This is a genomic window from Nostoc sp. GT001 (genome assembly GCF_030382115.1).
In the GTDB taxonomy this organism is placed as follows: domain Bacteria; phylum Cyanobacteriota; class Cyanobacteriia; order Cyanobacteriales; family Nostocaceae; genus Nostoc.
This window is the reverse complement of sequence record NZ_JAUDRJ010000003.1, coordinates 6,308,556-6,329,284: the sequence shown is the minus strand read 5'-3', so window position 1 is coordinate 6,329,284 and position 20,729 is coordinate 6,308,556. Positions and strand designations below refer to the sequence as shown.

Annotated in this window: 18 protein-coding genes; 12 read left to right on the top strand and 6 right to left on the bottom strand. The window is 42.7% G+C overall.

All coding sequences use genetic code 11. The features are described from left to right. Nucleotides 1–13: 13 nt before the first annotated feature. Nucleotides 14–484 (bottom strand): hypothetical protein, encoded by a 471-nt coding sequence (locus QUD05_RS29600; RefSeq protein ID WP_289799186.1) that lies wholly within the window; start codon nucleotides 482–484, stop codon nucleotides 14–16. 269 nt (nucleotides 485–753) lie between these two features. Here QUD05_RS29600 and QUD05_RS29595 point away from each other — a divergent pair, with 269 nt between their 5' ends. The 12 genes from QUD05_RS29595 (at nucleotide 754) to QUD05_RS29540 (ending at nucleotide 14,352) form a co-directional block, all read left to right on the top strand. Then, complete coding sequence (locus QUD05_RS29595) at nucleotides 754–2,073, top strand: nSTAND1 domain-containing NTPase (RefSeq protein WP_289799185.1); 1,320 nt, start codon at nucleotides 754–756, stop codon at nucleotides 2,071–2,073. An 84-nt stretch (nucleotides 2,074–2,157) separates the two neighbouring features. Then, nucleotides 2,158–3,498 carry a transposase gene (locus QUD05_RS29590; RefSeq protein WP_289794346.1) on the top strand — a complete coding sequence of 447 codons (1,341 nt, stop codon included), beginning with the start codon at nucleotides 2,158–2,160 and terminating at the stop codon, nucleotides 3,496–3,498. A 29-nt stretch (nucleotides 3,499–3,527) separates the two neighbouring features. Continuing rightward, entirely contained in the window at nucleotides 3,528–6,575 is a 3,048-nt protein-coding gene (locus QUD05_RS29585) for a WD40 domain-containing protein (protein WP_354666191.1), read from the top strand. A 1-nt stretch (nucleotide 6,576) separates the two neighbouring features. After that, nucleotides 6,577–6,750 (top strand): hypothetical protein, encoded by a 174-nt coding sequence (locus QUD05_RS29580; protein ID WP_289799183.1) that lies wholly within the window; start codon nucleotides 6,577–6,579, stop codon nucleotides 6,748–6,750. A 48-nt stretch (nucleotides 6,751–6,798) separates the two neighbouring features. After that, on the top strand, nucleotides 6,799–7,212 hold the full coding sequence (locus QUD05_RS29575) for a GIY-YIG nuclease family protein (protein ID WP_289799182.1): 414 nt from the start codon (nucleotides 6,799–6,801) through the stop codon (nucleotides 7,210–7,212). A 355-nt stretch (nucleotides 7,213–7,567) separates the two neighbouring features. Further along, nucleotides 7,568–7,894, top strand: coding sequence for a hypothetical protein (locus tag QUD05_RS29570; RefSeq protein WP_289799181.1), 327 nt, complete (start codon nucleotides 7,568–7,570; stop codon nucleotides 7,892–7,894). Nucleotides 7,895–7,978: 84 nt separating this feature from the next. Beyond that, nucleotides 7,979–9,292, top strand: coding sequence for a Tudor-knot domain-containing protein (locus tag QUD05_RS29565; RefSeq protein ID WP_289799180.1), 1,314 nt, complete (start codon nucleotides 7,979–7,981; stop codon nucleotides 9,290–9,292). A 295-nt stretch (nucleotides 9,293–9,587) separates the two neighbouring features. Beyond that, nucleotides 9,588–10,706 (top strand): phosphotransferase enzyme family protein, encoded by a 1,119-nt coding sequence (locus QUD05_RS29560; RefSeq protein ID WP_289799179.1) that lies wholly within the window; start codon nucleotides 9,588–9,590, stop codon nucleotides 10,704–10,706. Next, entirely contained in the window at nucleotides 10,703–11,242 is a 540-nt protein-coding gene (locus tag QUD05_RS29555; protein WP_289799178.1) for a DOMON-like domain-containing protein, read from the top strand. The genes QUD05_RS29560 and QUD05_RS29555 overlap by 4 nt, the downstream gene beginning before the upstream one ends. 386 nt (nucleotides 11,243–11,628) lie before the next feature. After that, a complete protein-coding gene (locus QUD05_RS29550) occupies nucleotides 11,629–11,868 on the top strand; it encodes a hypothetical protein (RefSeq protein WP_289799177.1) in 240 nt (79 codons plus the stop codon). After that, nucleotides 11,865–13,136 carry an ATP-grasp domain-containing protein gene (locus tag QUD05_RS29545; protein WP_289799176.1) on the top strand — a complete coding sequence of 424 codons (1,272 nt, stop codon included), beginning with the start codon at nucleotides 11,865–11,867 and terminating at the stop codon, nucleotides 13,134–13,136. Before QUD05_RS29550 ends, QUD05_RS29545 begins: the two co-directional genes overlap by 4 nt. 28 nt (nucleotides 13,137–13,164) lie before the next feature. Beyond that, nucleotides 13,165–14,352: an MFS transporter gene (locus tag QUD05_RS29540; protein ID WP_289799175.1), complete on the top strand. Its 1,188-nt coding sequence runs from the start codon at nucleotides 13,165–13,167 to the stop codon at nucleotides 14,350–14,352. 164 nt (nucleotides 14,353–14,516) lie between these two features. On the opposite strand, the gene QUD05_RS29535 is transcribed toward QUD05_RS29540, so the two are convergent. The 5 genes from QUD05_RS29535 to QUD05_RS29515 all read right to left on the bottom strand — a co-directional run bounded on the left by QUD05_RS29535 (nucleotide 14,517) and on the right by QUD05_RS29515 (nucleotide 20,714). Then, nucleotides 14,517–15,653: a glycosyltransferase family 4 protein gene (locus QUD05_RS29535; protein WP_289799174.1), complete on the bottom strand. Its 1,137-nt coding sequence runs from the start codon at nucleotides 15,651–15,653 to the stop codon at nucleotides 14,517–14,519. Nucleotides 15,654–15,900: 247 nt separating this feature from the next. Further along, the gene (locus tag QUD05_RS29530) at nucleotides 15,901–17,370 is read right to left on the bottom strand and encodes an O-antigen ligase domain-containing protein (RefSeq protein ID WP_289799173.1); all 1,470 of its coding nucleotides are present in this window, start codon (nucleotides 17,368–17,370) and stop codon (nucleotides 15,901–15,903) included. A gap of 63 nt (nucleotides 17,371–17,433) precedes the next feature. Next, on the bottom strand, nucleotides 17,434–18,390 hold the full coding sequence (locus tag QUD05_RS29525; protein ID WP_289799172.1) for a glycosyltransferase family 2 protein: 957 nt from the start codon (nucleotides 18,388–18,390) through the stop codon (nucleotides 17,434–17,436). Continuing rightward, the gene (locus QUD05_RS29520) at nucleotides 18,308–19,510 is read right to left on the bottom strand and encodes a glycosyltransferase family 4 protein (protein WP_289799171.1); all 1,203 of its coding nucleotides are present in this window, start codon (nucleotides 19,508–19,510) and stop codon (nucleotides 18,308–18,310) included. Before QUD05_RS29520 ends, QUD05_RS29525 begins: the two co-directional genes overlap by 83 nt. 211 nt (nucleotides 19,511–19,721) lie before the next feature. Continuing rightward, on the bottom strand, nucleotides 19,722–20,714 hold the full coding sequence (locus QUD05_RS29515; protein ID WP_289799170.1) for a glycosyltransferase family 2 protein: 993 nt from the start codon (nucleotides 20,712–20,714) through the stop codon (nucleotides 19,722–19,724). Nucleotides 20,715–20,729: the final 15 nt, after the last annotated feature.

Below are 20,729 nucleotides of genomic sequence, written 5' to 3'. Positions count from 1 at the left end.
CACAAGGGCAAAACTAATTTGATTGATTGGATTGAGATAAAATTTGTTTCCATTTTTCTAAAAATTTGACTTGTTTCACTGTTTCTTCTGGTTTTTCAGAACTACCAACAATGACTACAACGTTGTTGAGTTGGGTTTCGTAACCTGTAGCTTCATATTTGGGTTTAAAGCCTCTAGTTAGTGGATAGGTTGCAAAAGTATTGAACCCACTAATCTCTGCTTCAGTAGGAAGTAAATCATCAGGAATTTCTTCTAGATCATCTAATTGAGATTTATAGAATTGATAAGACTGATTTAACTCAGGATTAGGGGTAATTATTTCTAATAAACGTCCTTTAATATAGTCTTCCCAAGCTTTGGGTTGTGTGTCTAATTGCTTGGCAACTTCTTTTAAATTCTGTTTCTCTTGTTCTCCAAGGGCGGTTTTTAAGTCTTGAAACGCCAAGAGAAAAGCGATGATAGTATTGTCAGCCTTTGTGTTCATAGGTTTTTATACCAAACTCACTACGATTAGTATAAACGTAATTTCAGTGAGATAATTACACTATGTATTTCATGTTCAGTTTTGATTTTCTATCTCTAAAAAGAATAATTTATTAAATAAAATGTTTTTTATTATACCTTTTACTATGTAAATTAATCTAGTTTATTGCACTGTATTCTAGTGATTTTTCATGCAACCTAAAGAATGCTGTGGGCAGATTTTGCCTACAGTTTAACCAAAAAGTTATCAGAGTCAGTCAGGTAAGAAAAATGGCATCGGAATGGGCTGCTCAAGTTATTGGAATTAATTATTACCCAGAGTACACCACTCTAAAGCCGCTAACGGCAGCAGCAGAGGATGCAGAGAAAATTGCCGAACAATTAGAACAATACGGTTATAGACCTTTTCGCGCTCAGTGTTTACCTAGAACTTTAAACCCGAAGGGAGAAAGCAAAATTGATCGCCAAGGGGCGGTAAAGGTGCAAGAATTGAGAGAAGCGATCGCTAATCTTTTCAATCCTCCCGATCCAAACCCCACGCCAGAAACAGCGTTATTCTTCTTTTCAGGACATGGGTGGTGCAAAACTGTGGCGGGGAAAGAAGAAGTATTTCTAGCTACCAGTGATGTTTTACCTGAAGCAGAAGTCTATGGTATACCCTTAAGTTGGTTGGGTGAGCAGTTGCAAATCAGTCAGGCTAAACGAGTCGTTGTTTGGCTAGATTGCTGCTATAGCGGTGAATTGTTGAAGTTTATTCCCACAGATAAAGACTACTGTTTTATTACTGCAACCCGTTCTTACGAAACTGGAGTGGAAATTCCCCACGCGCAGGGGTTGATGACGCAGACTTTACTTGCAGGATTGAACCCGGAAAATGACGCAGATGGGATCATTAATAGCCACAAATTGGCAGATTTCATTATCAGCCGAATGCCGAATACAGTCCAGCGTCCGTTAATTGCCAATTCTCCACGCGCAATTTTGTTGACAACTAAGTTTTCGCAAAAAAGCTTTCAGGATAAGTGTCCTTATCGTTCTCTGTCGTATTTTACCGAGACAAAGGAAGATGCTGAGGTTTTTTATGGGCGGAGTGCGTTAACTGGGCAGTTGATTAAACAGGTAAGAGATAAGCATCGCCTCATTGCTGTATTAGGTGCTTCCGGTAGTGGAAAATCATCTATGTTACGGGCTGGGTTACTTTACCAGCTGAAGCTAGGACAAGAAATTCCAGGAAGCGATCGCTGGACTTATATTACTCCGTTTACGCCTAAAGAATCTCCTGTTAACAGTTTACAGGAGGCTTTTGCACTTTCTTTGCTTAGATCCCCCCAACCCCCCTTAAAAAAGGGGGGCGAAGAATCTCTTAAAGTCCCCCTTTTGAAGGGGGATTTAGGGGGATCTAAAAAGTTAGGCGGGACAATGGAAAATCTTGCCCATGTCATCGGCGAGGAGTTAAAAGCATTAAACACACCAGTCATTTTGATTATCGACCAGTTTGAAGAATGCTTTACTATGTGCGATGACAGCCAGCGCCAAGAATTCTTTGACTGTTTGCGGGAATTAATTGACTGTACAGATACAATACCTTAGCCAAAATAAGAGGATGAGGAGAGAGGGCCGATGTAGTAGAGTTATTGTCTCTCACAACGACAACTCAAAAACTACAATCAGCCCATGTCCGATATCTTATCACTGCTACAATGCTTGCTACCGCAGATAAACGCTACGACGATGCGGCAATTGAACCAGATAATCCTGGCTATGTTAGCGATGAGCGGACGAGTCACGATGTTGGGAATTTCCCGTTGGGCAGGCATTGGTGGTAGTTATCGGACGATGTTGCGGTTTTTTCATACAGTAATACCTTGGGCTACATTGTTTTGGCTATTTTTCCGCAAGCATTTGTTCCGTGCGAATGAGGTATATTTGCTTGCAGGAGATGAAGTTGTAGTCAGTAAATCGGGTAAAAAGACTTATGGATTAGATAGATTCTTTTCTAGCCTAGCCAATAAACCGATATCAGGATTATCTTTCTTTGTATTATCATTAGTGAGTGTTGAACAGAGGCACTCGTTTCCGATTCAGATAGAACAGGTAATAAAGAAAGATACTCAAACAAAAAGTACCTCGACAATCGAAAAACCAAACAAAAAAGAAAAGCGTGGGCGTGGACGACCAAAAGGAAGTAAAAACAAAAATAAAAAGGAAGTGATATTAACATCTGAATTAATACTAATTCAGAAAATGATTGGTTCACTATTCAAGTTATTAGCTAACTCTATTTCCCTCACCTACTTGGTAGTAGATGGTCATTTTGGTAACAACAATGCTTTGCAGATGGCACGTCTTGTCAACTTGCAGATAATTTCCAAATTGCGCCATGATTCAGCATTATACTTCCCTTATGAAAATCCTGACTCCAGTAAGCGCTCTCGTCGTAAATACGGTGATAAGCTAGACTATCGTAATATACCTGACAAATACTTATGTAAAAGTGCTATTGAGGATGATATTCAAACTGATATTTATCAAGCCACTCTTATTCACAAAGAATTTGCCCAAGCTCTCAATGTAGTGATTTTGGTCAAAACCAATCTTAAAACTAATGCTTGCAGCCATGTAATTATTTTTTCTAGCGACCTAACTCTGTCATTTGAAAAAATTATCGACTATTACAAACTCCGTTTCCAAATCGAGTTTAATTTTAGGGATGCCAAGCAGTTTTGGGGATTGGAAGATTTTATGAACCTGAGCCAAACTGCCGTGACTAATGCTTCTAATTTAGCATTTTTTATGGTCAATTTATCCCACCATCTTCTCGCTGATTTCCAGCAACTCAATCCCGGTTCTGGCATTATTGACCTTAAGGCTTACCATCGTGGTTTTCGATATGTTCGTGAAATGTTAAAAATGCTTCCCGAAATCCCTGAGCCTATTTTATTAACCCAGATTTTTGCCAAGCTTACTTCTTTAGGACGTATTCATCCCGTTTCCACTGGCGTTGAACCCTCGTAAATTGGCAGAGGTATTGAGATAACCTCTATATTTTCATTGGGATGCGATCGGATTTTCGGGGGAGATGGCGAGAATATCCCAAATTTGCGGGCAGAATTAATAAACCTTACATCAACGTCGAACACTTAACCCGTGAGGAAATTGAAGAAGCCATTACTAAACCGGCTGATTGGGTAGGTTTAGGGATTGAAGGAAGGTTAAAACAGCAACTAATTAATGATGTTGAAGATTACCCCGGAAGTTTGCCTTTGCTGCAATATACCTTGACAGAATTGTGGCGTGAGTCGAGAAATCAAGGCGATGAGGTTCTCAGCCTGAAAATTTATGAGGATTTAGGCGGGGTGGAAGGAACGCTACAAAAACGCGCCGATGCAGTTTACGAAAGTCTTTCAGCAACAGAAAAAATTGTGGCGCGGCGGATTTTTCTAGAATTAACGCAAATGGGAGAAACCACAGATGTTAGGCGGCGCGTGCGTTTACGCGAGTTGGTTAATTCTCATCATTCCTTGGAACTTTTGCAACAGGTGAGTGAGAAGTTAGCCGATAAAGATGCACGATTAATTACGAAGAGAGATGAGCCGGATTCCCAGGATGTAATTTTAGATGTTGTCCACGAAGCCTTAATCCGCCATTGGCAAATGTTGCGGGAGTGGAAAGAGGAATATAAGTTGGGAATAGCCCTTGAGCGACAGATTGAAGCGGAAGCCCAAGAATGGGAGAGGAATGAGAAAAAGCCAGGGTTTCTCAGAAAAGATGACAGATTAGCAGTAGCAGAGGCATATTTAACTAGATTTGGTGATTGGCAAATGCTGAATGGGGTAGCGGAGAAATACATTCAGGAGAGTCAAGAATTAAGAAATCGCCTTGAGCGAGAAGAGAAAGAACGCCAACAAGAAAAGTTAGCAGCAGCAAAGCGGCAAAATCGAATTGTTACTTTGTTTAGTATGGGGTTAGCTGGAGTAGCTATCTTTGCGGGTTATCAATGGTATGATGCCCAAAACAAAGCCAGGGAAGCAACACAACAAAGTATCATTGCTCTGGCGCAAAGTTCTGAAGCTTCCCTATTGTTGGATAGGCAACTTGAGGCTGCGGTTGCAGCTCTACAGTCAGGGAGACAACTTTCAGGTAGACCACTTAAGGCTGCTAATCTAAAGGAAACGGTTAATCAGCAAGTTTTAATAGCACTCCAACGAGCAATTTACAATGTGCAGGAGCGAAACCGTTTGGAAGGTCATAGCGTAGCATTTAGCCCGGATGGCAAGACCATCGCTTCTGGTAATGACACAACAGTGAAACTCTTGGATGCAGCTACAAGTAAAGAAATCACCACCCTCAAGGGGCATAGTGATAGGGTCAGTAGCGTAGCATTTAGCCCCAATGGCAAGACCATTGCTTCTGCTAGTGCTGATAAGAGCCTTAAACTCTGGGATGTGGCTACAGGTAAACCCATTTCCACCCTCAAGGGGCATAGCGAATTGGTCTATAGTGTAGCATTTAGCCCGGATGGCAAGACCATTGCTTCTGCTAGTAAGGACAAAACAATGAAACTCTGGGATGCGGCTACAGGCAAACCCATTTCCACCCTCAAGGAGGATAACGTTGAGGTCAATAGCGTAGCATTTAGCCCGGATGGCAAACTCATTGCTTCTGGTAATTGGACCAAGGGTGTCACACTCTGGGATGCGGCTACAGGTAAAGCCATCTCCACCCTCAAGAACGATAACGCTGCGGTCACTGAGGTAGCATTTAGCCCGGATGGCAAGATCATCGCTTCTGGTGGTTTTGGCAGAATCATCACACTCTGGAACACGGCTACAGGTAAAACCATCTCTACCATCTATGAAGGCCAATCGGTCTATAGTTTAGCATTTAGCCCGGATGGCAAGATCATCGCTTCTGGTGGTTCTGACAAAACGATGAAACTCTGGGATGCGGCTACAGGTAACGCCATCTCCACCCTCAAGGGACATAGCGTTGCGGTCACTGAGGTAGCATTTAGCCCCGATGGCAAGATGATCGCTTCTGCTAGTGCGGACAATACCACCAAACTCTGGGATGCGACTACAGGTAAAGAACTCTCCACCCTCAAGGGGGATAACGCTGCGGTCTCGGCTGCGGTCTTGAGCGTAGCATTTAGCCCGGATGGCAAGACCATCGCTTCTGGTAATCTTGACACAACAGTGAAACTCTTGGATGCAGCTACAGGTAAAGAAATCACCACCCTCAAGGGGCATAGTGATAGGGTCAATGAGGTAGCATTTAGCCCGGATGGCAAGACTATTGCTTCTGCTAGTTGGGACAACAGCATCAAACTCTGGGATGCGGCTACAGGTAAACCCATCTCCACCCTCAAGGAGCATAGCAAATCGGTCTATAGTGTAGCATTTAGCCCTAATGGCAAGACCATTGCTTCCGCTAGTGAGGACAAAACAATGAAACTCTGGGACGCATCTACAGGTAAACCCATCTCCACCCCCAAGGGGCATAGCAAATCTGTCTATAGTGTAGCATTTAGCCCTGATGGCAAAATCATCGCTTCTGCTAGTCTTGACGGAAGCGTCAAACTTTGGAATGCGGCTACAGGTAAAGAAATCACTACTTTCAATGGGCATAGTGGCTCAGTTCATAGCATAGCATTTAGCCCCGATGGCCAGACCATCGCCTCTGGTAGTGCTGACAACAACGTCAAACTCTGGGATGCGGTTACAGGTAAAGAAATCAATACCCTCACGGGGCATAGCGAAGTGGTCAGTAGCATAGCATTTAACCCGGATGGCAAGACCATCGCTTCCGGTAGTTCTGACAACACCGTGAAACTCTGGGACACGGCTACAGGTAAAGAAATCACCACTTTCAACGGGCATAAGTCATCAGTCCATAGTGTAGCATTTAGCCCAGATGGCAAGACCATCGCTTCTGCTAGTTGGGACAATAGCGTCAAACTCTGGAAGGTGTACCCAAATAACCTAGATGATTTAATTGTCTACAGTTGCGCTAGGCTACGTGGTTATTTACAATCAAATCCCAATGTGAGCGACAAGCACCTCTGCGATGGCATTGGTACTAAGAGCAATTAGAATGTTCCCTTCCCTGCGGGACGCTACGCGAACGACTCCGCTCAGGGAACGTCTTGTTGAGAGAACGTTTTGCTTAAGGAAATCAATTACTGCTACTGCAATTGTACTGATTAAAACAGGCGATCGCACTTTCGGTATTTCGGAGCGATCGCTTCACTGGTATTTGCTGATTTAAAGTTCACTCCTGTTCAAGTTTTACAAGGATGATGAAAATTCAGAAGGAGTGTTCCCTGAGCGAAGTGTTCCCTTCAACTTCGCTCAGGGAACGCTTTTTCTAATAGAAAGCGATCGCGCAAATCAATTTATGGCTTATATGTACATTCTTGAATGTGCTGATGGTAGTTACTACACGGGTAGTACAACGGATCTTGAGCGGCGGCTGTGGCAACATCAACAAGGTAAGGGCGCAAACCACACGGCAAAACGGTTGCCTGTAAAGCTGGTTTTCTGCGAGTATTATCAGTCTGTGGTGGATGCTTTTGAGCGTGAGAAACAAGTCCAAGGTTGGAATCGAAAAAAGAAGCAAGCTTTAATTTCAGGGGATACAAATTTGTTGCATAAGTTAGCCGAATGTCAAAATGAAACTCATTACAGTAGGCTGACTAGCTTCGACCACAAAAACGCTCCCGCTCCCTGAGCGAAGTCGAAAGCTCCCTGAGCGAAGTCGAAGGGAGCGACTGAATCTTGTAACAACTTCCACTTTGCTTGCAGCAACTTCTGCTTTAACGTTTCCGCGTTTCGCGCAAGCTGTAGCAACTTTCGCTTAGCAAGCATTAAATCTATTAGTCCAACTCTCGATGTCGGAGAGAGCTTAACAGTCAAAGATTATACTGAAAAAATCGAAAGTCTCCGAAAATCTCTAGAAGCATACAATACCACTCTCTCTACTATTGATGTCTTACTAACCCAGCTCGTTGAAAATGAACAGGATTTAGCAGACTATTCTGAGAAAATTTTGCGTGGTACTGCTTATAAATATGGCAACAATAGCCATGAGTATCAGATGGCTGGAGGTACTCGAAAAAGCGATGTCTACGATGGTCACTGAGCGCAGCCGAAGTGCGGGCTACGCCTACGCAAGCGTGCTGTGCGTCAAAACGTGGTTTTGCCAAAATAATACCATTTTGGATTCAAAATTGCTGTCTGCGTCTAGGTTTGTCAATGCATCTGGGTTTTGTCTGGAAAGCGAGCGCATCCCTCGCAGACTCAAGCAGTTGATTCAGCTTTGCGTTTGGGATGCGATCGCCTTTGCAATATATTTAGATGTAGCGTCTGTTACTAACATCGTTATTTTTTGGTCAGGTTGGGGAACTCTATAAATACGGTTCAGCAATTGCCCAGCGCTAGATATGGGCTGCTCCGAACCGTGTTGTAACGATATCTGGAGTTTTGAGGATCGGCTGATGGATAAATCAATTATTCAGTTGGTTGACGAGTTACCGACTGACAATATTACTGTCAAAGTGTTAAAGGCTCTTGATTATGTAGCACCAGGTGAATGGAGCAATTTAACGGGGTTTGACAATAATATCCGCGCCATTACAGGAGTTACCGATGCTAAGGTAATTCAAAAAATCCGCGATCGCGCTGTTACTTTATACCAAGATCCTCAAAAAGGCTACCAGTTTGCCATCAAACTTTATCAAACAATTGATAAAGCAGACACAGCGATGGCAGCGGCGGCTTTAGCGAATAAAGTTAGTGAAAAAATCGGCTTTCTTTCTTTTTTAGGCAACATTACTCCCAAAGCCGATGTCACTCAATCCATTGACTTAGTATTAAAAATTGCTGTCGAAATCATCGCCTTTTGCAAACTAAATGGCATTCCTCAACCTAATCCCCAAGAGTTTGCTAATTCCCTGACTAACAACTATCAAAATGCATCTCTAATGCGTATGGTAGCTTTGGTTTGTCTAGATGGAATTCTGCCCTTAGGCCCTGACTTTCTCAGCAAAATTCACGGAGTTATTAGTGGTACTGATGCTAATGCAATAACTCAAAATCCGGTTTTCTTAGCCGTTAATAACTTTCTTCCAGGCAGCAATCCTTCTGATAAAGTTGGTTTTATCAGTCAGGGTTTCAACTCCGTGCAAGGCTGGATGAATAATTTAGTATCTAGGACAGGCATAACCCCGCAATCAATTTCTAGTAATTTGGGTAATTTTATTCAGATTGCTGATGATAATTTAGATTTAGTTGCAGCATTCCTAGATCAAACTACCAATTACTACGAGCATACAGGAATTCAAACTGTCACTCGCAGTTTGATTTTGCAAGCTTATGCTCTAGTAAAAGAGGAAATCAAACAAGAGGAACAAAAGCCGATTCAAGATGTCTCATCTGCCGTTAAATCAGATAAATCAGATAAGACTCAGTATGAAGTCAGCAAAACAGTAGAAGTCTGGGATAATGATGAAGAGGATTGGTATCAAGGAACTATTGAGAAAATCCAAGATGACCAGTTCTTTGTTCATTACCTTGGTTATGGTTCATCTTATGACGAGTGGGTAGGCGAAGATGACATTCGGACTCGCGATCTTCGCTCCACTGATGAAAATGGATATGCAGTAGGTCAAAAGGTAAAATGTTGGGATGATGACCAAGAGGCTTGGTATTCCGCAACAATTCAGCAAATCCAAGGTCAGCAATACTTTCTTCACTACGTTGGTTATGACTCATCTTATGATGAGTGGGTTGATAGCGATGAGATTTCCTAACTGTTGAACTAGCACGGGGTTGACAAGAATTGCAACCCGCAGATCCTCGACTTTTTTGAAAAGTCGGGGATCTTGTTTTTCACAAATGGTTCAGAATTGCTGTAGTACTTTTAAAAATTCATAATTGACATCTCGTTAATCAATTACGAATTACAAACTTGTACTGAGCGACTTGTGCCGAGCGGAGCCGAGGTAAGCCGAAGTATTACGAATTACGAATTATCTTGATACTTGCGCTACGATATCCCCTATTGCTTTCGTGCAATGTACGTGAGGAGTAGTACAGGTCAAACTGATGATAGAAGAATTTAATACACACGGTGCAGAAAATCTGGTGGCGATCGCTAACCAATTCGCCCAACTGGGAAAGGTTACAGGCGTTAAAGCATTTGGCAGTGGTAATATCAATGACACTTTTTTAGCAACTCTAGATTCCTCAAAAGAACAACATTTTGTCCTGCAACGCATTAACACGCAAGTGTTTCGTCAGCCACAACTGATTATGCAGAATATGCGTACCTTAACTGAACACGTTCAAAAAAGGTTGCAGGATACACCCCTGAATCGTCGCTGGGAAGTGCCACGCGTACTGTTGACCAAAAACGCTCAAGACCATTGGAAGGATGCAGACGGCTCATTTTGGCGGGCAATCAGCTTTATTGAAGGCTCCCAGTCCTTTGATAGTATGCGCGATCGCTCCCACGCGAAAGAAATCGGTTATGCCTTGGGGATGTTCCACAATTTAATCAGTGATTTGCCAGCAGAAAAACTAGCTGACACCCTCGAAGGGTTTCATATTACACCCTTTTATCTCCAGCATTACGAGGAAGTTTTGCCAAAAACTAGTGTGCGTCAATCTTCGGAAGTTAATTATTGTTTACAGTTTGTTAGTGATCGCCAAACCTTTGCACATATCCTAGAAAATGCCAAAGCTGAAGGCAAGCTACCTCTGCGTCTGATGCACGGCGATCCCAAAATTAATAACGTGATGTTTGACATTGTTACCCAGCAAGCCGTTAGTGTCATCGACCTGGACACCGTAAAACCCGGTCTGGTACATTACGATATTGGTGATTGTCTGCGATCGGGTTGCAATCCGGCTGGTGAAGAAACCGAAAATTGGGAAAGTATTTATTTCGATACCGATTTATGTCAGGAAATCCTCCAGGGTTATCTCGCTGTGGCTAAAGCATTTCTGACCGAAAATGATTATGCATACATCTATGATGCCATCCGTCTAATTACTTTTGAACTAGGACTGAGATTTTTTGCTGATTATTTAGCAGGGAATGTCTACTTTAAAGTTAAGCACCCAGAACATAATTTAGCAAGAGCGATCGTCCAGTTTAAGCTGACCGAAAGTATTGAATCTCAAGAAACGCAGATTCGCAAAATTATCCAAGATATGAAATGAACAAGCAGACATTTTCCCTGCAACCTTTCTTTTCTACTGAGTTATTTTCTAATTTGAAAATTACAGGCAATATCTCTCGAAATGCTAATCAACTTGCCATTGACTACAACCTTGGAGGTGACTTAAAAGAAATTGCAATTTACCCACCATCAAATGCACCATCACGCAAGCATGAATTGTGGGAAGACACCTGCTTTGAATTCTTCCTTGGTATCAAAGATTCTGCACGGTATTGGGAGTTTAATCTCTCCCCCGCCGGACACTGGAATGTCTATCGTTTTGATGGCTATCGTCAAGGGATGCAAGAAGAAACAGCTTTTGAAAAGCTACCGTTTAGCGTTCAGAATCACGCTGATAGTCTAGAACTGGCTTTAAATGTTGATTTGAATAAAATTGTCTCGGCAGAACAAGAAATTGAAGTTGCCATTACTACAGTTATTAAACATAGAGATGGCGAGGTGACTTACTGGGCGTTAACTCATCGAGGCGCGGAGGCTGACTTTCATCTACGAGACAGTTTCATCGTTGATTTGTGAGATGCAAGACGCTTGGATTAGCCCCAAAAAGCTTAAACTACGCAGGTTGGGTTGAAGAACAAAACCCAACATTTTTAGGGCTTTTTTGGCTCGATCAGTACAGCTTTGCCTATGGATATGTTTAAGTTTTTAATTGGATGAAATACAAGTTAACCTTTTCATTAAACCATTTTGCACAAGCTGAAATAACCCCTGTACATCTAAGGTATGGGGGTTTTAGATTAGGTGTCTGTTAAATAATTTCGGTTAAGGCAAGAGACGCGATAAATCGCCGTCTCTGCAATCATCAGATAATAAATAAACTAATTTACTTATTTCGTTTGATAGAGTTAATTAAAAGATAAGTAAGATATATAAATAAAAGTCAATTATCAAATATTAGCTTTATGCAAAAAAAATATAGCAATTTTCAGGCTATAAAATCTAGTAAAACAAAACAATTGCAACTGATTTACAAACAAAATCAACCAAAAGATAGATTGATTTCACCGAAATTTACCCAAGCCTTAGCTGGAATTACTAAAGAAATTGTCTCTGAGCAAGATCGGGTTTTGCTGGCAGGAGTGCAGATACAAGATGTATCTGTCCAATTGTTTGAGGATGCGGTTTCTGGGAGGGCGAAATGAACTCACAATATAACTTTCAATACTTTCAAGGGAGTTCTCTTTCCGATCTGTTTGCTCAAGATATCACAGATGCATCTTATGGGTTTATCCTAAATTACCCTGCAACTGCCAGTTGGGCTGCTTATCCCAATCTGGAAAAATATTTTATTCAAGATGGCAGTAGTGAAGCCACCAAAACCTCCTTTGACAAGATTTGCCAAAAGGAACCTTGGAAAATTTTAGCTGTATTAGGCGATCGCATTCCAGGAATTGCGATTAATCCGCCACCAAAGTCGCTGCTTGCATACTGGCAAGAGCATTTTGGCTTTAGCTACTCCAATAGGTTGATAATGGATCGATTGACTTACCTGGACGATCTCAGCCACAGCGAACGCTTTGACAAACTCATCACTCTATTTCCCTTTGATCGCCTCAAAAAAGAAAAACACGCTATTGATTCAGACACTCATTACCGTTTACTCAGCAAAGTAACCCTAGCCGAACTGGGTGTGCAATGTCCAAAATACGAGAGTTACGATTTACGCACCTGTAGTCTAGAAGACATTCATTTACCACAATTCCCCTACTTAATTAAAACTTCCCACGGACTCTCAGGGGAAGGCACTTATATCATCAAAAGCCTCGGCGATCTGAATTACTGTTTTGAAGAAATCAGGAAATATCTCAATATTAAGTTGCTTGATCGGATTATTGTCTCGGAGTTCGTTAAGAATGAGATACAGAATTACTGCGTACAGTTCTATATCAACAAAACGGGAGAGATAACCCTCATCGGCACTACCAGCCAACTCGTCACTCCAGAAGGTAATTATTTAGGGGGACTGATTGACTACCGCAACACTGACATGAGCAAGTTCTTTGAGATGATTGCCGCCATTGGTGAGTATGCTTACAAACAGGGTTATTTCGGCGTGATTGGGTTCGATGTACTTGAAGATCGGGACGGGCTGTTTTATGCAATCGATGCCAATTTCCGAGTCAATGGATCGACTCCGTTGTGCTTGCAGCGTCACACCCTACTGGGATTGGGAAAGGAAGTTGCTAAATATTCTAGTAGCTACCGCATGGAAGGAACGTTAGATTCAATTTTAGTCACCTTAAAACCAGAACTAGATCGCAAAGACTTGATCGTTCTGTCGGCTTTAGAGAGGGTCAAATACGGAAAAATCTACACCGAAATTTATGCGATCGTGACTGGAGAAACTATCCAGGAAATGCAGCAGATCGAGCATAAATTACAGAATAAGGGATTACAATGGCTCCCTTAAACTTAGCAGTTCAGGAGCATTCCAGCCAATGACAGACTATCAACGCACCTTACCGCCTCTGTGGATAGGTTCGGCGATCGCCTTTTATGCCTTTATTGCCATTGGTATAGCTGAAGCAGGATTAGGAGTTCTTCTGCCCTCCATTCTCTCTACCTATAACCTGACTCCAGCAACCGTCACCCTGCTGTTTCTCAGTCAAATTAGCGGTTACATTCTGGCAGCAGTCACTAGTAGTCTGGTGAGTAGTCGGCTGGGGTTAGCGCGAATGCTGTTGATTGCTGCGGGTGCGCTGACGATGGCACTGATAATTTATGCCATCTCACCCTCCTGGTTTCTCATGGTTGCGGCAGGATCGGCGTTGGGATTGGGCATTGGGTTGATTGATGCAGGCATTAACACTTACATTGTGCAAGATTCCCGCAGTGCCAATTTGATTGGTTTGCTCCATGCTTTCTATGGTATTGGCGCACTTTCAGGCTCCGCGATCGCTACTACTTTGTTGGCAGTTGGCATGAACTGGCGACAAGTTTATGGAGTATTAGCCGGGATTGTCAGCCTATTAATTGTCAGCGTGTTGGGCGTAATCATCTTCAACTACACACCAATGACAGTAAGGGTATTGCCCTCAAAGACAACTGCGTTAGAAAATCTGGGCAGAGCGCTGCAAACTCCGATAGTATTGCTAACTGGGCTACTTTTGCTGGTTTATGTTGGCACTGAAGCCTGTATCGGCAACTGGGCATACACTGTGCAGTCTGTCGCTCGTCATACTCCCACGCTGATAGCTGGTTACAGCGTTAGTGCCTACTGGGTGGGATTAACATTGGGACGTTTCATCTTAGGTTATTTCTTGCAACGGCTTGGAGCAGTCCGCACAATCAGTATGTCGCTCAGTCTTGTAATCATTGGGTTGCTTGCTTGGTGGCAACTGCCAGATCAATGGATTAGCTTACCGTTGATTGGCTTTGGGTTGGCAGCCATTTTTCCTGCAACCATTTGGTTAATCCCTCAACGATTACCTGATCCCCATGTTCCTGCGGCTGTTAGCATTGCCACTAGTGCCGCCAGTTTGGGGGCTGCGATTATACCCACTGGAGCCGGTTGGGTTGCAAATTGGACAAGTTTAGAAATCATCCCCATGTTGATGCTGCCATTAGCGCTGTTAATGGTGGGCTTACATTGCTGGCTGGTGCAACATTCGGTAAAAGGCAAGTAATACCAATTAAAAATCGTTTGTAGTAAGGACTTTAGTCCTGAATTTTTAAGCACTAAAGTGCTTACTACAAACCTATCAAAACTTTTGCGATAGAGGACTAGTGAGTCGGGCTGCTAGATCCCCGACTTCTTTAAGAAGTCGGGGATCTGAACACCACTAACCTCTCAAAACTTTTGGGACAGACTACTAGGCATTACAGAGCGAATTGCACTAATAAAATTTTGGGCATAATTCTGCGTTGAGAAATCGAGGGCGCGTTCTCGTGCAGCTATTCCCGCACTTCGGGCAAATTCTTGCTCGTCAAGATAGCGGAGAATTGCGATCGCTAATTTATCCGCATCGCCGTAAGGTGTTAATAGTCCATTCATGCCATCGGTGATAATCTCTGTCAGGCCGCCTGCACTGCCAGCAATTACAGGTTTACCCAGCGCCATCGCCTCAATAATCACAATCCCAAACGGCTCATTATCCGACGCATGAACAAATACATCCATCGCCTGCACCCATTCCGGGATATTGCGCTGTAGTCCAGCCATAATTACTTGGTCTTTCAAGCCCAAAGCGGTGATTTCACCTTTTAAGAAGTCCTCATAATCTGGTTCCAAATCGTGCTTACCGCCAACCACTACACAATGGGCATCGGGATACTTCTGTAAAATTTTGGGCATTGCTTGCACCAATACGTGCATTCCCTTCCATCGTTGCAATCGTCCCACAATTCCAATCAAAGGCCCGTGTAAGGGTAAGCCCAGTTTTCGCCGTGCTTCTTCTGGAGTTGGTAAAGCATTCGGCTCAAATCGGTCTAATGCGACACCAGGATAAACCAAAGGTGTTGGTCTGTGGGGCCAAATCTCTGCCTGTGCTTGCTTGCCATCTTGCGAAAGGGTAATAATTGCCCGCGCTGGAATTAAAGTTGCCAGTCGTACCAACCAAGTTTTATCGCTAGGTACTTCTAGTTGATACCACACAGCAGGCAAGCCAGCCAACATTGCCGCCAAACCTCCAGATATATGCGTAATCCACATCCAATTGACAATTATATCTGCACGTTCGCGGCGAGCGATCGCAGCTATCCGCAAAACAGCGCCAATAAAACGGTGGATTTGGCGTAAACGTCCACTTTCTACAACTCGCGCATCAATACCCAGAGACTTTACTTGTTCGACCATCGGGCCGTTTTCTAAAAATATCACCAACCACTCAACACCAGCATTACGTCCCTGCTGCACCAAATCCCAAAGCATCATTTCACCACCGCCTCGTTGCTCGGCTAGTGGCATAACAATAATTACTTTCATCATCTATAAAAGTCCTATTTAAGTTGTAAGAAAAATGGGTTTAAAACCCCGTATTTCCAGCACGGCTTTAAAGTAATAAGTAAGTAGTAATGAGTAATGAGTGGATGAAAAATGGGTATTTACTCATTACTTATTACTTATTACTTATTACTCATTACTCCTTCTTAAGAGTGCGTACCCTTCTCCTGACGGAGACGCTGCGCGAACGGGAACGCCAAGGGCGAACACGGCGGTGAGGATGTCAAAAGATTTATGAGATTCTCGATTTCTTAGAAAAGTTAGGAATATTGGAGAACATCTGAGGATTGCTATAGTATTTATGTCCTGCCATAGCCATAGCTAAAAATCCCCAAAGAATCATCCCTGACACACTCAACATCCCGCTACCGATAACTAACTGTGAAGCAGAACTGATCCCAATGGCGCGGGCAGCACTGACAAAACTATCGAAACGACCTTCACCATAGCTGCTAACACTAATAATCAAAAAGATTAATCCACCCATATAAAATATGCCTCCAAACCAACCAAGGGTGAAAAACATATCTAAAATGCCACTATCGATGACCACTACTTCAATTTGACCAGTTTTTTCGTTGACCTTCCAAATATTTCCTAAGCCATTACCTAGAGCATTAGAAAGGGCTAAACCAAGATTTCTGTCGTAAGTTCCCGATCTATCTTTAAAGCTGCCATCTTCTTGAATATTAGAAAAAGTTTCAAAACGTGCTGCTACCACCCCAGCAATTGGTTCGATAGTTGTCAATGGCACAACACAAATAGCCATAACCACAATTATGGTAATTAAGCGCATTTGAATTCTGGCTCTGACTGAACCCATAATCATAATTATTCCAAATAACCAGCCTCCCCAATTAGTACGTGCTTGTGTTAATAGAAAAGATAAGTAACCAACAGCTGAAGCCGGAAAAATTAAGTTTCCTGAACTGGTAAATAACAACAGTAACCCAGCTTGCATAACCGAACCAAAGGGGCCGACTGAGTGTAATGTACTCCAGACGCGCATCCCGAAAGGTACAGGGTTTCCCGAACTCATGAATAATTTTGATTGTATGAGCCAGTACCTATCCCACTCAGGAGCTACCACAAATTGATATACGCCATAAGTTCCTAAAATCAACACAGACCAGAGAAATGTTCGCTGAATATTCTGGCGATAGGTGGGATAATCTCGCCAGTTGATAAATAAGTGAAAAGCGAAAATAATCGGACTGAGCCAATCCATCAATCCGCGTGCTACAGGGATAGGTGCGTTGTAAATAAGACCGATGAGAAAGCCATAAAACACTCCGATAAAAGCCAAAACAAACGGCAAACCCCCTTGGCGAGAAGCGCGGGGAAAGTGTCGCAAAAATGTTGCTATGGTAATAAACACCACTAAATAGGGTGCTATGAGCATTTGACGGCTAGCATCCCACCCTACCCGATAGTCAACTAAGCGAGTAGCTAAGGGCGTGAGAAACCAAATCCACCAAGTAAAGCCAATGTAGAGAATGGGATGCCGCAAGTATAAAAATAAAGCTACTACTAAAGCTGTCGCCGGGTAAATTAGGCGCAATGCGGCAGTAACACCACCAAAATAGCAAACTACAGTTAGTAATATAAAGCCTGCGATCGCCATCCAACCCTGTAGCGATCGCTCTTCGGGAGAATAGTTTTCTTGTAAAAAACTATTGAAAAGTATCTGCTTAGAATTCATTCAATTTTAGATGTACATATAAATAAGTTCAACTCGTTCCCAGGCTAGAGCCTGGGAATGAAGTCATTCGAGGCTCTGCCTCATTCTGAATTGCGAATTCTGAATTTTGAATTGTTTATATCCTTGCCAACGCCCACGCCAAGATGCTAATAACTTTTTCCCTGCCAACTGCCCTTGGCTAGGTAAAAATCTCAGCCATTGTACTAAGCCCAAACTATCGCATGTACCCACAAATACTGCCCAGAACAAAAATGCAATCCGGCGGATAAATGGTAAATGCTCTAGTAAAACTAAGGTTTCATTATGGACTAAATTAATAAAGGCAATTTCATTAAAGTTATTTCGCTGATCTTCGTCAAAACGTTGGGCTGGATAATGATCTACAGCAACGCTAGGATCGTAAATTATCTTCCAACCAGCCCGCTTTAATGCCAAGGTGAATGCCATTTCAAAGTGTACTTGCGCTCCAGTACCGCGCATCCGCTCATCAAAGCGCAGTTGTCCAATCGCTTGGGTACGAAAACTCATGTTCACGCCCTTGAGAATATCGACTTCGCGGGGTTCTCCCACTCCCAGGTGATGGTTGCCAATGACTCGCCCAAACCACTGCAACTGTCCCACTACTGGGCGGGATTCGTCTTCTAATTTGCTGCCGTGGTATATCCAATCACGCCCTCCCAGTCCGCCGAGGCGACGATCACAGGTAAAGTAAGCCGCAATCCGCTCTAACCAATCCGGGTGGGGCGCGGCATCATCATCAGTAATGGAAACAATATCGCCCTCCACTGCTGCTAATCCGGCGTTGAGAGCTGCTACTACCCCCTGTTGTGTCACTTTCACGGTATGCAGTGGCAAGTTGTGCGCTGTGTATTGAGCCAGAAATTGCCAAGTTTCTACATCCGTATCGCGGACAACCACTATCACCTGATCGACTGGTTTAGTTTGCTTCTGTAGCGCCAAAAGGCAGCGTGAGAGGTCTTGTGGACGGCGATAAGTCGGTATAAGAACGGTGTTCCGCATTCTTGCTTAACTCCTCGAATAAATCCACATAAGTTTGTGCCATAGTAGTCCAGCTGTGCTGTTCTGCCACAGAACGAGCAGCTTGACTCATTTGCTGCATGAGCATATCTACACTTACCAAGGACATCATCGCCACAGCTAAAGCTTCGATATCATTTGAGTCGGTTAAAACGATGCCACATTCTGGTGTCACCAACTCTGCACCCCCGGTAGCTGTGGCAGTAATTACTGGTAGTCCTGAAGAAAGTGCTTCTAACAATACGAGGCTACAAGCTTCATATCGGGAAGGAAAAATAAATAAATCTACTGACCGCATAATTTCGGGGATATCACGGCGAAATCCGACAAAATGCACGCGATCGCTTAACCCCAAGGATGCCGCTAGTTGTGGGAAGGGACTACCTTCGATATGACCTACTACCGCCAAATGTAAATCGGGAACTTTCACCAAGGCGTGTAGTACTGTATCTAAATTCTTTCTGGGTGTGCGGATGTCTCCAGCGAACAGGGCTAAGGAGACATTCTCCGGTAAACTTAATTTTTGGCGATCGCTTTCACCAGGGGTAAACTCTTCTAAGTCAACACCATTGACAATTACTTTAATTCGAGAACGTGGTACACCAATGTTGACTAATTCTTGAGCTACCTTTTCGGATACAGCCACCACAACCTGTGCTTTTTGGAAAGCTTGTTTTTCCCAACGGGCATTAAAAGCCGTAAATAGCCACTGGTAAAAACCATATAAATCGCGGCGATTGCGAGAAATATGGACAGGCGATCGCAACCATGAACTGTGGACAAAATGTACAGCATTTACATCAGCCGCAGCCAGATTAATTGCTCCATTGACTTTAACTAAATCAATCTCAGAGCGATGTTTACGCAACCAATCTGCACTTTTTTGGGCAAAGATGAAATTACGTACAAATTCTGTAGGATAACCTTTAACTGGAATTTTAATCCAATTAACTTGGTTATTCTCTTCTAGTTCTGGTGCGACTTCACTAGCTAATAATGTCAAGTGATGACCACGACGTATTGCTTCCTTAGCAACCTCATAGTTTACCCGTCCCTGACCATCACCTTTTTTGATTTTATGAGTAACAATACAAAGTTTCATACACTACTTCCTTAAGGATAAAAAGCTTGAATCACCCCTCCGTTATAAGGGGTGTCTATTCAACAACTCAGAGATATTGAGATATTAGGGACTTACAAATAAAAAAATATTCAATTATTTATTGTGGGGTGGGCGTCTCGCCCGCCTTTGTTTATTGGGCGCTCATGTTGCCCACCCCACAATATTGGATAATTTAGTTCTTGGAGTTCCCTTATTTCGATATTCCTATTAACTTACTTGCTAAAAATCGCGGCGTAAAACTAAGACTAAGTGCTGCCATAGTTCGCACATTAAACTTTTGTTGATTCAGCGCTTGCCAAAAATAAGGACGTGCTGCGGCTATCTGTTCACTTCGTAGCAAACCAATTCCCAAGGTAGTATTAGCTTCTAACCATTTCTGTTGAAAATGAGTTCTAAATTCCTGTAACCGAGGATCTTCCATAAATACTTGATAGCAAAACATTTCGCTTTTCGCTTTGCGAATTTTTGCTTGTACATCTCGACTACCACTGAGCATAGTATCAGTTTGTTCATGGGCACGATACTGCGTCAATCTTTCTGGACAATAGTAAGCGCCATAACCAGATATACAAAATAGATAGGTTAAATATAAATCCCACATCCCAGCAACTTCTGAGGGAATACTATACCAATCCACCAAATTATTGCGAATCAAGCAAGATGCAGCAGTAGGTATACTTTTATCTACTAACCCAATTTTGGAAAAAGGTTTATAAATTCCTTTTGCTAGTTTATCTCGCTTGTAAGCGCGTGTGTTTTCTTCAGTACCAGCATGATTAATTATGCCATTAGCATCTATTATATATTGGTCACAAAAAGCGAGAATTAAATTAGAATTGGCTTCTAGTGGTGGTACAAGCTTTGCTAAAAAGTCTTCATGCCAAATATCATCGTCATGGAGACTAGCAACATATTTACCTTGCGCCATATTGAAACCATACTGCTGATTAGCTAACATCCCCACATTTTGCGGATGCTGCCAAAATTTAATGCGTGAATCACCAAAAGATGCAACAATTGCTTGGGGATTTTCGGAACTACAATTATCAGAAATAATAATTTCAATATTTTGATAAGTTTGTTTTATCGCACTTGCGATCGCTTGCTTGAGATAGTGTGGTCGATTATAGGTGGGGATAACAACGCTGACTAAAGGTTGTTGACATTCTTGATCTAATGACATATTTTTCTCCCTTGA

Bases quoted from the DNA above. Each gene is read 5' to 3' on its own strand.
- QUD05_RS29565 (WP_289799180.1), top strand. From the start codon at position 7,979: ATGGATAAATCAATTATTCAGTTGGTTGACGAGTTACCGACTGACAAT.
- QUD05_RS29525 (WP_289799172.1), bottom strand. From the start codon at position 18,390: ATGCGGAACACCGTTCTTATACCGACTTATCGCCGTCCACAAGACCTC.
- QUD05_RS29535 (WP_289799174.1), bottom strand. From the start codon at position 15,653: ATGATGAAAGTAATTATTGTTATGCCACTAGCCGAGCAACGAGGCGGT.
- QUD05_RS29590 (WP_289794346.1), top strand. From the start codon at position 2,158: ATGTCCGATATCTTATCACTGCTACAATGCTTGCTACCGCAGATAAAC.
- QUD05_RS29570 (WP_289799181.1), top strand. From the start codon at position 7,568: ATGAGTATCAGATGGCTGGAGGTACTCGAAAAAGCGATGTCTACGATG.
- QUD05_RS29550 (WP_289799177.1), top strand. From the start codon at position 11,629: ATGCAAAAAAAATATAGCAATTTTCAGGCTATAAAATCTAGTAAAACA.
- QUD05_RS29580 (WP_289799183.1), top strand. From the start codon at position 6,577: ATGTTCCCTTCCCTGCGGGACGCTACGCGAACGACTCCGCTCAGGGAA.
- QUD05_RS29595 (WP_289799185.1), top strand. From the start codon at position 754: ATGGCATCGGAATGGGCTGCTCAAGTTATTGGAATTAATTATTACCCA.
- QUD05_RS29600 (WP_289799186.1), bottom strand. From the start codon at position 484: ATGAACACAAAGGCTGACAATACTATCATCGCTTTTCTCTTGGCGTTT.
- QUD05_RS29560 (WP_289799179.1), top strand. From the start codon at position 9,588: ATGATAGAAGAATTTAATACACACGGTGCAGAAAATCTGGTGGCGATC.
- QUD05_RS29520 (WP_289799171.1), bottom strand. From the start codon at position 19,510: ATGAAACTTTGTATTGTTACTCATAAAATCAAAAAAGGTGATGGTCAG.
- QUD05_RS29540 (WP_289799175.1), top strand. From the start codon at position 13,165: ATGACAGACTATCAACGCACCTTACCGCCTCTGTGGATAGGTTCGGCG.
- QUD05_RS29515 (WP_289799170.1), bottom strand. From the start codon at position 20,714: ATGTCATTAGATCAAGAATGTCAACAACCTTTAGTCAGCGTTGTTATC.
- QUD05_RS29555 (WP_289799178.1), top strand. From the start codon at position 10,703: ATGAACAAGCAGACATTTTCCCTGCAACCTTTCTTTTCTACTGAGTTA.
- QUD05_RS29545 (WP_289799176.1), top strand. From the start codon at position 11,865: ATGAACTCACAATATAACTTTCAATACTTTCAAGGGAGTTCTCTTTCC.
- QUD05_RS29530 (WP_289799173.1), bottom strand. From the start codon at position 17,370: ATGAATTCTAAGCAGATACTTTTCAATAGTTTTTTACAAGAAAACTAT.